7 protein-coding genes are annotated in these 14,753 nt (G+C 40.9%); 1 reads left to right on the forward strand and 6 read right to left on the reverse strand.

Annotated elements, in window-relative coordinates:
* The 6 genes from E0709_RS11175 to pssA form a co-directional block, all read right to left on the reverse strand.
* The coding region (locus tag E0709_RS11175) for a beta strand repeat-containing protein (protein ID WP_135107936.1) at positions 1–7,430 on the reverse strand (7,430 nt) is incomplete at its 3' end.
* Positions 7,431–7,721: 291 nt separating this feature from the next.
* Positions 7,722–8,996: a heme biosynthesis protein HemY gene (locus E0709_RS11180; RefSeq protein ID WP_132302601.1), complete on the reverse strand. Its 1,275-nt coding sequence runs from the start codon at positions 8,994–8,996 to the stop codon at positions 7,722–7,724.
* Between the two features lie 11 nt (positions 8,997–9,007).
* Positions 9,008–10,495, reverse strand: coding sequence for a uroporphyrinogen-III C-methyltransferase (locus tag E0709_RS11185; protein ID WP_132302685.1), 1,488 nt, complete (start codon positions 10,493–10,495; stop codon positions 9,008–9,010).
* Positions 10,496–10,535: 40 nt separating this feature from the next.
* Positions 10,536–11,297, reverse strand: coding sequence for a uroporphyrinogen-III synthase (locus tag E0709_RS11190; RefSeq protein WP_132302600.1), 762 nt, complete (start codon positions 11,295–11,297; stop codon positions 10,536–10,538).
* A gap of 5 nt (positions 11,298–11,302) precedes the next feature.
* Positions 11,303–12,241, reverse strand: a complete 939-nt coding sequence (hemC, locus tag E0709_RS11195; RefSeq protein ID WP_132302599.1) for a hydroxymethylbilane synthase — start codon at positions 12,239–12,241, stop codon at positions 11,303–11,305.
* Complete coding sequence (gene pssA, locus E0709_RS11200; RefSeq protein ID WP_132302598.1) at positions 12,241–13,599, reverse strand: CDP-diacylglycerol--serine O-phosphatidyltransferase; 1,359 nt, start codon at positions 13,597–13,599, stop codon at positions 12,241–12,243. The genes hemC and pssA overlap by 1 nt, the downstream gene beginning before the upstream one ends.
* Before the next feature lie 121 nt (positions 13,600–13,720).
* Here pssA and E0709_RS11205 point away from each other — a divergent pair, with 121 nt between their 5' ends.
* Complete coding sequence (locus tag E0709_RS11205; RefSeq protein WP_132302597.1) at positions 13,721–14,683, forward strand: TrmH family RNA methyltransferase; 963 nt, start codon at positions 13,721–13,723, stop codon at positions 14,681–14,683.
* Positions 14,684–14,753 lie beyond the last annotated feature (70 nt).

Consider the following 14,753-nt stretch of genomic DNA (forward strand, 5'->3'; position numbering starts at 1 on the left):
CTGCCGTTAATCGCATCTGTACTGGTGGCGGAAATATCCCCCGCCGCCACGCCGGTGACTTTCGTATTTGCCGCATCAATACCGTTTTTAGTAACACTTGGTCCGCCCACAATGGTTAAGCCATTATTGCTTACGCTGGTATTACCCACCGTTAAACCGTCATTATTAACACTCGTATTACCTATTGTCACCGAACCATTCGCCCCTAAATCAAGTTCGTTGGCTAAATCAAATGTAACGCTACCATTGTTATTAATGATATTGATATTGCCATCGGTATTGGTTAAGGCAACCGTTGCATTTGGTTTCACGGTCGAAGTGTTTGTGCCGTCAGTCAACGTCCAACCAGCGTTAGCCGTAGTATTAACTGCATTTAATTGGTTCATATTTACCGCATCGGTATCTGCGATACCGGCACTCACATTGGTAATTTTATTATCACCGTTGTTTAAACCGGTTTCGGTTAAGCTCACAGTATTTGTACCATTGGTAATGGTTACACCGTCTTTGTTAATTACGGTTTTATCCGTGTCACTGGTACCAAAGGTTGCACTATTCAGATCAGTTAGATCTTTCGCCATTTTAATTACTAACGCCTTATCTACCACATCAACACGTAAATTTTGATCAGTGACATTGGCACTTTGCGATAAATTACCTTTAATGGTTAAGGTTTCATTGAGTTTCTTACCTACGGTAACGTTGGTATCATCACCCGTGAAGAATAAACCATCATTTAAGGTTGCCACGGTCTGATTATCGTAGACAATACGGGTTATATTGGTGCCGTCAATACCATTGGTACCGTTAACCACGGTAATATTGGCACTTGCTCCGTCTTTGCCGGTTAAGCCGATCGTACCATTAGCGCCGTCTAAGCCGATAGTGCCGTTAGTCCCCGCTTCACCTTTTAGGGTGATAGTGGTGGCAGTTAAGTTAGACGCTAAAGTAAAGTTTACCGTTGAGCCGGTATGTGTAACATTAATATTGTTATCACCATTGAATGTCACTGTACTGTTTGGTGCCACATTAGCAACCGTTGCATTGCCACTGGTATTTAAGTTCCAACCCGCGCTGGCTGTGGCATTCACTGCATTTAACTGATTTAAGTTTACGGCATCGGTACCGTTTGTACCATTTGCCACGTTGGTAATATTATTACCACCATTATTTAAACCGGTTTCGGTTAAACTTACGGTATTTGTGCCATTGGTAATGGTCACGCCGTCTTTGTTAATTACGGTTTTATCTGTGTCACTGGTACCAAAGGTTGCACTGGTTAAGTTAGTGAGATTTTGTGCTAATTTAATCACTAAATTACCACTCTCACTATCCACGCGGATGTTTTCTGCCGTTGCCGCAGATTCATTCGCTAGGCTGCCTTTAATCGTTAATGTTTCACCGAGTTTTTTAGCAATGGTATCACCTTGGTTACCCGCAAATTTTAAACCATCATTTAAGGTCGCCACGGTCTGATTATCATAAACAATACGGGTTATATTGGTGCCGTCAATACCATTGGTACCATTAACCACGGTAATATTGGCACTTGCTCCGTCTTTGCCGGTTAAGCCGATCGTACCATTAGCGCCGTCTAAGCCGATAGTGCCGTTAGTCCCCGCTTCACCTTTTAGGGTGATAGTGGTGGCAGTTAAGTTAGATGCTAAAGTAAAGTTTACTGTTGAGCCGGTATGCGTCACATTAATATTGTTATCACCATTGAACGTCACTGTACTGTTTGGTGCCACATTAGCAACGGTCGCATTGCCACTGGTATTTAAGTTCCAACCCGCACTGGCTGTGGCATTTACTGCATTTAACTGATTTAAGTTTACGGCATCGGTACCGTTTGTACCATTTGCTACATTGGTAATTGTGTGATTACCCGCATTAATACCAGATTTAGTAATACTTGGACCGTTCTTAATCGTTAACCCTGTACTATTTAACAAGGTATCCCCAATAGTCACGCTACCGCCACTACTTAAATCTAAGGTGTTATTTAAATTAACTTTGATTTGGTTACCGCTTACAGTGGTATTTATATTACTGTTACCACCGATAATATCAAAGTGGGCTTGTGTTTGATTAACGGTAACATTGGTTCCTGTATTATCTGCACCAACGGTAAAGCTTTGTAAAGCTGAATCGGCATTTTTCAACGAATCCTTGGTCACTTGAGAAAGATCTAAAGCATAATTGGTATTTTGACCAGAAGTCGTAGAAGTTACCGTAATAGCGTCAGTTGTGCTATTTACGCTGGTAGTTTTTTCAGAGTCATTAATCGCTTTGGCGACTTGTTCAGCAGTGGCAAAATAATCACCAACTGTTGGAGCATCAACCTTGCCAGTCGTCGAATTAACAGTTAAATCTGATTTATTCACAGAATATTTGACAGTTGATGTCGTACCAGTCAAATCAACTGTTGCAGTGGTACCTGTTCCATTGGCAAAACTCACATTGTCGTTATTTTTTACTTGGTCTTTTTGAGTACCATTTTCTTGAATATTCCAATAGGTATTATCAGATGCGGTAGAAATGGTAGCATTTAATTGGCTCATATTAACCGCATCTGTATCTGCGACACCCGCACTCACATTAGTGATTTTCTTATTACCGGCATCAATACCTGCTGTAGTGACATTTGGACCACCCGTAATCGTTAAACCACTACCATTAATAACAGTATTACCACCAAATGTTGCCGAGGTAAATGTTGGCGTCATGGATGTGGCAATCGAAATATTTTGACCGTTTTGGGTGATATTAATGTTTTGCCCCGCATCAATAGTGACGGTATCGCCCATCTTAACATTCGTGGTGGTATTATTAGAAACGTTACCCCCTTGCGATTGGGAAGTCTTGATGTTCCAACCTTTGTTTACGGTAGTATTGGCATTATTGGCAGTATTGTTTGCCGCATTCGCTATAGTGTTAGTTGCATATAACTGTGATCCATTCACTGCATCAGTTGACGTTGAACTAACTGTACCATTGGCGACATTAATAATTTTATTATTACCATTATCCAAACCAGTATCAGTTAAACTCACATTAGCTTTACCGCTATTAGTAATGGTTATACCATCTTTATTGATCACTGTTTTATCTGAATCGGTACCAAATGTTGCACTGGTTAAATTGGTTAACTCTTTGGCTAATCTCACTTCCATTGAGTTATCATCTGTTACGATAACACCAATATTTTTATCTGCTTTAGTCGTTAATTTAGAGGCATCCCCCCCCCCCCCCGTAATATCAATCGCTTGATTTGAACTGAGAGAAATAACATTAGCATCTCCCGCTGCTGGAGAATCTGGGTTAGTAATAACGGAGTTATCACCGCCGAAACGTAATGGACGCGTTAAGGTATATAATTGACTTCCATTAATCGCATCAGTACTGGTACTACTCACTAAGCCTGCTGCTACATTTTGAATGCGGCGCTCATTACCTACCGAACCCACTGTTACGACGCCTGTTGGTGTAGCCCCTGCGAAAGTATAGGTTATACCGTCATCACTAGTAATACTATCATAGGATTCCATCCCTTTAGTGCTGGCACTCACTGCCACATAAGCAGAAGCGTTACCTAAATAAACCGAATTCTGTTGGGTTGCCGTGACATTATTACCTAAAATAAAGTAATCTGACCCAGCTGTATTAAGAGTATTATTAGCACCGATAATTGAAGAATCCGTAATTGCCACATCTTCTTCAGTGGTTGTGGTTGTTGATGTGGCATCATCAATTTGTGCCACCGTATTATGATGACCGTAAATAAATAAACCACTTAAATCTGCGGCGAGTTTTTCACTGCTACTAATGGTATTGCCATAACCGGTCACATAAATATCTTTTAAGATATTCACTGGATCCTCACCACTTGGCGTTGGCGTCGTCACATTACCGATTTCATTGGCATTACCCACAACCCGAATATTCTCTATTGATTTACTGACAAGATTACTATTACCAAAAATACCACTGGCATTCGCCGAAACCACACTATTCGTATTACCGAGTGAATAAGTACCCGTCCCACCAATCACACCAGCATAGCCAATCCCCCCCGAACTTTCACCTGTTACTCGTTGATTTGTACCCAAGGCAATGGAATTAGTACCAGAAGCTTGTGCGGATGTACCGATAGCATTAGAAGATGCCCCTGTTGCAGATGCTTGTGTACCAATAGCGTTAGAAGATGCCCCACCTGCATATGCTTCACTACCAAAGGCATTACTTTGTACGCCAGCAGCAGTCGCACGATCACCGATTGCATTTGCTTTATTGGCAGAAGACGTCGCACGATAACCAAGAGCAATCGCGCGATCAACCGGTTCATTGGTTTTTGTTGAACTCGCCGCTAAACTACCGATAGCAATAGAGTTATTACCTTCACTATTTGCGCCCGCACCAACCGCTAATCCATATTTATAATTTTGATTCTTATTATTCACATTAGTTTGGCTAGATTGTGGTACACCATCATCAAGTTCCACTGAACCTTGATAAAATGTACCCATTGCTATAGAACCTGTACCATATGCACTCGCATCATTACCAATAGCAACGCTTCGTTCACCAAGTGCGGCCACCCCTTGACCGACAGCCATAGATAGAGAACCTATTGCTTTGTTGTTGTCATAGTTACCTAACTGCGAACCATCATCATTTACGCTGAAGTAATGAACCTTATTATCAGTCACAATTTGATTAACTTGGGCTAAATTAACCGCATCAGTACCTGCTGTAGCAGCGGCAACATTGTGAATTGCAGTTCCTTTGCCAGTATCATTCTTTAAGGTTACACTTGCATCTGAACTAACATCTGGACTGGTTATTGCATCATAATTAATACCTGATGTAGCAGTAATCGCAAGATCATTAATATCGGCATTTACTTTCTTATAAACCTCATCAGATGTCTGTTTCAATTGAGCAACTGTCACTGCATCTTGATCATCTACACCATCAGCCACATTCACAACACGACGTAAAAGATTAGCATCCGAATCACCTACAGAAACCACTAAATGAGACGTGTTTCCCGTAAGATAACCACCACCTGGCTTATCCTTTGCCACAGAATTCGCTCCCAATGCAACACTATTAGCCTCCGCCATTGCACTGTAACCAATAGCCACACCGTCAGCTCCTGTTGCTTGAGAATTAAGCCCCACTGCAACAGATTGTTTTGCACTGGCATTCGCCAAATACCCGATGGCAACGGCATCATTGCCGGCTTTAGTTTGCGAACCCACGGCGGTGGCACGTTGAATTGCGGTGGCAGAACCATAAGAGTTGGCATTACTACCGATAGCGATATTCTCACCTAAAGTTTCATTTGCATTCGCAATATTTTTCCCCGCCGAAGTCCCTAACGCCACATTGTTTTTACCAACCACACCGGAACCTGCATCAAAACCAATGCCAATATTTGATTGACCTATTACACTTTGACCAGAATTTTCACCAATATTAATATGAGAACCTTTAGTCCCCGTCTCATCTAAAGGTTGCCCTTGACCTGCTTGTAAACCAATAGAAATTGTTTTCGATGTTGCTTGTGCACTATCACCAATCGCAATGCTACTTGCCGTAGAAGCAACAGAATTAACACCAACCGCAACGCTATTTGCCGCAGAAGCAGCTGAATTAGAACCAACCGCAACGGCATTGGCTCCACTTGCTTTTGACATTGAGCCAATAGCAACCGTATTTTCCTCTGAAGCGACTGCGGTATAACCAACCGCAACAGCTTTAGTTGCATTTTCTGCCACCACCGCTTGGTCGCCAATGGCTAATGATGAGCTTGCATTTTTTGCAACTGTTGTGTGATTACCAATCGCAATGGCATTATCACTCGCAATCGTTTGCGCCGATGTCCCTACGGCAATACTATTACTGGTAATAACTAGCGTTTCATCATTATTAGATGTTAACGCATTTTTACCCATAGCAATATTGTTATTACCACGCCCTGTGGCATTATCACCAATGGCAATGGAACTTTTTCCATCACCAATAACAACTTCTGAACCACCACCATAAGCAATGTCACCCAATGGATTGGTACCTACGCGGGAATCACTCCCTATCGCGATCCCTTGTTCAGCACTATTTTCAACTTTTGCACTTTCCCCGACAGCAACGGAATCATTTGCTCTAGCACTGGTATTAGCCCCTGCTGCGACAGCATCATTGCCCGTTGCCCAGGCGTTATAACCCATTGCTGTGGCATTTGTATGTGTGGCAGTCGCATTATTACCGATGGCTGTCGCACTTGTCTGATTTGCAATCGCATTATTACCGACGGCTGTCGCATTTGTCTGATCTGCAAGCGCATTATTGCCGACGGCTACCGATTGATCCCCTGCAGCGATTGCACGAGGACCCGCGGCTAAAGCATCCATACCCGTTGCTTGAGCATCATCCGCTGTAGAATTTACACGGAAATATTTAATCCCAGAATAGATAGTAGTTAAACCAAGAGTATCAACAGACGTATTTAAAGTATTAAATGAAGTATTTAAGTTGTCAAATAATGCCTTATTAGCGATAACCGTGGTATTTAATTCGTTAAGTTCGGTTTTATCTGCTTTTGTGTTGTTTAAATTAGTAACTGTGGTATTTAAGTTAGTCACATTCGTGGTTAAATTATTTAAATCCGTTTGGCTAGCTTTTGTTGCTACAGTAGCAGTTAATGTATCTACAGTTGTTTGATCCGCTTTAGAATTAACCGTTGTAGTTAACGCATCTACTGTCGTTTGATCCGCTTTAGAATTAACCGTTGTGGTTAACGCATCTACTGTCGTTTGATCCGCTTTAGTGTTAACCGTTGTAGTTAACGCATCTACTGTCGTTTGATCCGCTTTAGAATCAACCGTTGTGGTTAACGCATCTACTGTCGTTTGATCCGCTTTAGTGTTAACCGTTGTAGTTAACGCATCTACTGTCGTTTGATCCGCTTTAGAATCAACCATTGTGGTTAACGCATCTACTGTCGTTTGATCCGCTTTAGAATCAACCGTTGTGCTTAGCGTATCTACTGTCGTTTGATCCGCTTTATTAGAAATATCCGTCTCTAAAGTAGAAATCTGAGTTGAAATATCCGAGCCATTAATTGTTAATGAATTGGTTGTAATACCACCATTAAATGTGGCTGTACCGGTAAAAGTTGAAGTTCCTGATACAGTAAGATTATCGGCATTGACATCATCTGCTATAGCAGAAAATGGTGACATGAATAAAACCGTTAATGTCGCTAATTTAAAAGGTAAACCGAGTTGGGTTGTTCTATCGGTTATGGATGAAACTGGTGTAGCCTTTTTAATGGAGTTGGTTTTTCCTCTTGAGCTGGCTAATTCAGAGACTGCAATAAAAGCATTCGCCACTTGGCTCCAAATGACTTTATAAATATGGTTCATGGTAGTGATACCTAAATGTACGTAATCTCATACTTTCAAGACTTATCCTACAACCATGTTGGGTAATTCCGAATCTTACAAGTGTTACTATTTTGTTGATTACAAGAGAGATTAGTCTTCACTAAGCTTTCTAAATGCTGAATGAATGAAAAAGACACCCACTTATTGTGGAGAATGACATTGAACCATGTCAATGTCAATTATCTTTACATAAATTTACATAGGCTTAACCCCGTATTAATACGGGGTTAAGCCTAATATAATATTTGTGATAACTCGATTAGTATTGTGCTAATTTTTAGCCGGTTCCAACAACAATCGATCGGCGTTTTCCGTTGTTTTCAGCGCAACCGTATCTATTGCCATGGCGGATTTTAGCACTTCATCACGTAATTGTTTCGCTCGCTCCTGCTCGCCGACTTGTTCGAAGACATAGGTCGCCATGGTAATATCATTCGGCTCCAGTTGGTCTTTATGCGCCACCACTTTTTTAAACACGTCCGCTGCATTGTCAAACTCCGCATTACGCACATATAAATAGCCTAAGGCACGATAAGCACAACAAGCGCCACTTTCTTCACTATTTTTTACCCGTTTTTGTAATAGCTTAATCAGCTTACTGCTATCGCTGGCTTGTAAACGCGTAATTTGCGCATACAAGGCAGAATTAAGATCACTCTCCAAGGCTAATTTTTTCAAGGTTTCCACGCTCAAATCATAAGCCGATTCATGGTCGTTACAATCAATTAAACGTTGAATTAAACCGATACGCACATAGTGGTCATTATGGCGTTTACGGGGTTGATCTTGCCACCACGCGAGTAAACCATCAGCGCCCTCTTCATTCATGATTTCGTCTAACAAGCCATTTGCCACATCGCGTTGCAGTGCGGTGAATTGTGGTGAAGAATACATATTTGTGCTTTCAATCACCGGCAAGATTTGATCCAATGCTTCATAAGCTTCGGATTGTTGATAAATCTCCACGGCGAGTTTTAATACTTCTGGATTTCTGTTATCCATCACTAATAAACTGTCCACCGAACTGCGCGCGGCGGGCAATTTGTGCTGTAATAACAAAATTCGAGTACGAGCTAATTCTACGGCTAAATTATCTGAACCTGCTAATTGGGTAGCTTCCATTAGGTATTTATTGGCATTGAAATCATCACCGTGTTGTTGAGCGGCTTCAGCTGCCTTGATAAAATTAAGGATCGGTTCATCAGAATGTTTGGCATTTTTAGCAATTAATTTTTCCGCTTTGGAATAATTGCCTTCATCCATTTTAATCAAGCCTTGTAAGGTTTGTTTTTGCGCTTTCACACGTTTACGACGTGAAAACCAGCCATAAGTGCTGTTGCTCAAACGGAAGAATTTTCGCACCAGCCATTCAATCACATAAACCACCGCCATGGCGATGACGAAAAATACCACTAAGGTCACCAGTGATAATTCATAATTGGTATTGACTGTTTGAATCAACACATAGCCTTGTTTGCCGGCTAAATAAGGACCTGCAATTAAGCCTGCCAGTAATACAAGCATTAGGAATAAAATTCTAAACATTGTATTGCTCCTTATTGTTGTTCTGTGTTAGCCGGTTTTGCACCATTATCTGCATCTGCGGGTGTTTCGGTCATGCTTTCTGCTGCATTACTTTCTACTGCTTCTACTGCGTTATTTTCTTCCGCCGATTTTATTTCTTCCACCGCCACTTGATTGGATTCAGTCAAGGTTTTATCCGCTGAAATCTCAATTTTTTGTACTTCTTGTGGTGTTTTATTGAGTAATTTATCCAACGCATTCAAACTGTTTAATTGATTTGGCACTTCAATATAAATAGATTGTTCTGCTAATTCATCCAGCGATTTTAAGAATGCGGTAGCCGTTTCCGAATTAGTATCAAAATAACTTCTAATCCATGCGGCAACGGTTTCAAGGGACTGTTTATACAATTCATTTTGTTGCCGTGGCACCGCTAAAATGGCAATTTGTAACCGTAAGCGAATATTTTCACGTAAGTAAATATCTTGATTCGGTGCCAATAAGGCTTGAGTGGCATTTTCCGAACGTGGGGTAATGCGAATAAAATGATTCATGAATGATATGGCACTTTTCTGAATATTTTTCTCCCAATCATTCACGTCATCGGACACTTTAGTCTCTTGATTTTGTTCATCGCCAAAATTCACGTTAGCAATCACTAATTCATCCACATTATTTGCCAACTGTGATAAACGTTGCATAATCGCATTTTGATCCACGCGATTGACTGAAAGCAATTGCTTTAAATCTTGGTTAATTGTGGCACGAATTAATTTAACTTGTGGCTCATCGACCTTAGTTAATACCTCATCTGCCACTTTTAATAATGAAATACTGGTATCAATATCGTTATCCAATACGAGTTTACGTAACGCATTGGTGAGTAAAAAATCGGCTTCACTCAGTAGCCACTCACTTGGTTGTGCATTATTTGCTTTCGCCAGCTTGTTCACTTCTGCCTTTAAGTTTGTATAAGCAGTATCTTGTGCAGACAAGTTTTGTGCTAGGCTGGCAAGTTTTTGATCATGCGCGTTTAAGCCAGCCAGTAACTGCTCAATTTGCGCCCGTTCTTGTGCAAAGTTTGGCATTTCCAGCGGGGTATTACTTGTATTCGCCACATGCGCTACACTATTGGAAATTTTTTGTTCAAGTGCGGTGATTTTTTGGTTAATTTTATCCACTTCCAGTTGACCGAAATAATATCCCGCGCCGCCAAGTCCTAATGCCACTAATAAAGCGAATACACCTAATGCGGAACTGCCTTTTTTTATCACCACGGTTTCGGTTTGTTGTGGTTTAATTTTTTCCGGTTCGGTGTGTTGCGGCTCGGTTTTAACACGGTCTTTAGCCGACTCTACCTTGGATGTTTCGACTTTTGCAGAATCTAACGTCGGCTCAACATTGACTTGTTTGCCTGCCTTGTCAGTGATGTTTTTCTTCACTTCACCAGCATCTGTCCCCACCGTTTTCCCCTCAGTTGTCCCCGTAGCGCCTTGGTTCTGAACGCCATCAGATTGCATTTCTTTTTTATTACTCATACCAACTCTCTCTCGCTTAAAATTAAGATGTTAATAACCTGCTTGCTAATGTCTCGACCAAAGTGGCATTATCTGCTTTCGGTGCAATAATAATATTTTCTTTTTGCCAACCCACTGCCACCGCTAAATTCGCAATACGGCGACTAATGGTAACCAATTGACAACCTTTTAACCAAGTTTGTTCTCTTACTGGCACAAAGTCAACCAACGCATTTAAAATTTCCGCACTGGTGACTAAAACACAGTTAATGCCAGCACGTTTCCATAAATCAATTTGCTCGTCATTATTATAGTCTATTGGCAAGCGTTGATAACATTCTAGCACATTTATTGTCGCACCACGTAATTTTGCTTGTGCTGCAAAATGCTCACGCCCGCCATTGCCGCGTAAAATCAGGATGTTTTTATCCTCTAAATCTTGCATTAAGGCTAAATTTAACACTCCCTCGCTGTTTTCTTGTTGAAATGGATAATGTACAGTAATTCCGCATTGGCTTGCCAAATATTCCGCAGTGCCTTGCCCCACAGCAAAATAATCAATATCTTCTCGCCATTGAAAGCCGGTGGCTAATAAGGTTTCTACGGCAAAATTCACCGCACTTTTGGAGACACAAAAAATATAATCACCCGATTTTAACTGGTTAATTTTATTCGGTAATTGATTGAGCTCTCGTCCGGCAGAAATGGAAAAAAACGGTAAATGAATATTGGCTATGCCAACTTTATTCAGCCTCTCCGCTAATTGTTTGCCCGCTTGATCTGGGCGCGTAATTAACACTGCCATAACGCTTAATCCTGATAAATTTCCGCTAAGATTTTATCTGCCCCTTGCGCCAATAATTGCTCAGCAATTTGTCGCCCTAAAACTTCCGCATTTTGCACCGCACTTTTGCCTTCGGCGCGGATAATTTGCGAACCGTCTAATGAACCTACCAACGTTCGTAAATAGAGTTCATTTTGTTGTATTACGGCAAAGCCAGCAATCGGCACCTGACAACCACCTTGTAAATGGCTATTCATCGCTCGTTCAGCCAGTACGCACGCGGTGGTGTCTGCATCGGCAAGCGGCGCAAGTAATTGTTGTACACGTTGATCATCCACTCGGCATTCAATCCCAACCGCCCCTTGTCCTGCTGCGGGTAAGCAATCGGATACATCAATAAAAGAGGCAATACGTTGTTCTAATCCTAAACGGATTAATCCTGCGGAGGCTAATATAATTGCCGCATAATCGCCATTGTCTAACTTGCTTAAACGCGTTCCCACATTGCCACGCAAGGATTGAATTTGCAAATCGGGGTGTAAATGCTTTAATTGGCACTGACGGCGTAAACTGGATGTGCCAACTATCGCACCCTGTGGCAATTCAGCCAAATTTTTATAATGATTTGACACAAAGGCATCACGTGGATCTTCACGCTGGCAAATCACACTTAAACCTAAACCAGTCGGAAATTGCATCGGCACATCTTTCATAGAATGCACGGCAATATCCGCTTCGCCATTTAACAATGCATGTTCTAATTCTTTGACAAACAAACCTTTTCCACCGATTTTAGCTAATGGTGTGTCTAAAATCACATCCCCTTTGGTCATCATTTTAACCAGTTCAATGGTTAACTCAGGATAAAGGGCTTGCAAGCGATGTTTAACATAATTGGCTTGCCATAATGCCAGTGGGCTTTGTCTGGTGGCAATTTTTAAGCTGTTATTCTTACTATGCGACATTATAAAATCATCTTAATTAATTTATCCGCTTTAATACGAGCAAAACGTTTTAATAAGCGTTGCACTGGCTCCGGATAGTGTTCCATGGTGTCGAGTTCCGAATAATGTTTTACGATTGTGGTATATCGACGAATTTCACTTAATTCTTGTTGTATTTTCGGTTGTAGTTGCTGCTTGGGATCAGAAATAAACAACCCATTTTCAGCATCTAACCGCCATGCGCGTGGATTTAAGTTATTGCCGGTTAATAACATATATTTTTTATCTACCCAAATACCTTTTAGGTGATAACTATGATCTTGATCTTTCCATAAACGAACGGTCAAATGTCCATTATTAATTTCATGTTCGAATTTTTTACAGAAAGCACGTAAATTTTTCTCATATAAATAAGGCAATCCACCCGCCATTTTAAAGGGTTCTGATGGCGGAATATAAAAATCGTTGGCGGTTTTATCACCGACAATAATTTCGATCTGTTTACCATCATTTAACAGATCACGAATCTTAATTTGCAATGTGCGTGGAAAGTTAAAATACGGCGTGCAGATGATCAGTTTTTGTTCGACCAGCACAAATAAATCTTGGATGGTGCGGTTTAATAAATTATCTCTCGCCCCTAAACCGAATAAAGGCGAAATTAATAAATTATCCTGAAATTGCACCGCACTTTCTAACTGATAGTTTGCATAAGCAATTAAATAACGACGAAAAGACTTAATCTGATGCTTAATTTCTTTAGTTTTTGGACGCTGTTTATCATCTAGTGGTAAAACCACATTAGGATCACTTAAATATTGTTGGATAAATCGCACGAAACTATCAGCTAACCGTGGATTTTTAATTTTTTGATAGCGGTCATAGCGATATTTTTCTTGCTGATATAAATAGACATTGTTGATACTCGCACCACTGTAAAGCACCGTATCATCAAATACGAAACCTTTAATATGTAGCACACCAAACACTTCTCGGCTATTAATCGGTACCCCAAAGAACATGGGATCATTGTGGTGTAACGCTCGCTGTTTTGCATACCAATCCGCATTCGTGGTGCTTTCTTCCGCACCAATTAAATTACGTTGTGCGCGATGCCAATCAATTAAGATTTTAACATCTAAATCTGGATTGTTCGCTTTAGCTTGATAAATTTCCGCCAAAATTTCTTCGCCAGCTTCATCAAATTGCCAGTAAAGTGCGGTGAAATAAATGCGTATTTTAGCATGACGGATCAATTCAATAATGGCTTGTTTAAATGCTTTCGGACCTGAAATAAATTCAATATCATCCGCAACTTGTGGCACATAGTTCATTTTCTCAAGATGTTGTTTTGCTCTTTTTAGTCGATTAATAAACATAATATTTCTTTATATTACTCAGCATTATTCTGGTAGTTTACAATATTTATGAATGAATAGGGTAGAAAAAAGCATTTTTTTGCTATAATAGCCCGAATCTTCCTTTATTAGTGACTACATTATGAACAAATCTAAATCTTCCAATTTCAGTAAACCTATTTTTTCACCACTTTCTGATCAAAAACGTTTTTCTGATCGCCGTTCAAGCCAGACAAAACGCCCAAGTTATCGCCAACCTGCATCAGAACCACACCTCACTGAAACGACTTTAGGTGGGGTAAAAGTCGTCGTCAAGTCCAGTCGCATAAGTGATAAGCCCAACAAGAAAAAAACCGGTGCGTTATCACCAAGAGCGCCAGAAAAAATCAAGAAAAATCGTGCGGAAGAAATGAAAATCTTCGGTGAAAATGCTTGTTTGAGTTTATTTGAGCAACGACCAGAAAGCATTGTTCGTGTATGGGCGACGGTGGAAGTGGCACATAGAATTGGAGAGATGTTGAGTTATTTAGCCACCAATAAAAAAGTCTATCACGTGGTGGATCGTGAAGAATTAGAGCTTGTCAGTGGTTCAGAACACCATGGTGGTATCTGTATGTTAGTCAAAAAGCCACGCATATTTACGCTTGCTGGTTATGTGGATTTACCCCGTAAAGCCGATTGTTTAATCATGTTAGACGGTGTAGCGAATAATCCACAAAATCTCGGCGGCATTTTGCGTACTTGTGCCTTTTATGGCGTGAAAGGCATTGTTACTAGCCAACCAGATATGTTACTCAACGCCAATACCGCACGCGTTGCTGAGGGCGGTTTGGAATATGTACATATTTTACAATCCCATGATGGTGAAACTGCATTACAGCAATTACGCCAAGCTGGTTATCAAATTGTGCATATTAGCCATGAAAAACAAGTACAGAGCATTAATAGCCTACAATTACAAGATAAAGTGGTGTTTGTGTTAGCCAACGGCTGGGCGACAAAAGAAGATGCTAAGGTCAATTTAAGTTTAGCCAATCCGTTAAAAAGTGGCTTAAATGTGGCTGTAGCTACTGGGGTGTTGTTGGTAAAATGGGTAGGAAGATAGCGATGCCCCGCACTGGCGTACAGGGTTAAGCATGGTAACGATGCTCCGCATCTTGTGTTGCCTAGCTACG

It is taken from the genome of Lonepinella koalarum, assembly GCF_004565475.1.
GTDB classification, from domain to species: Bacteria; Pseudomonadota; Gammaproteobacteria; order Enterobacterales; family Pasteurellaceae; genus Lonepinella; species Lonepinella koalarum.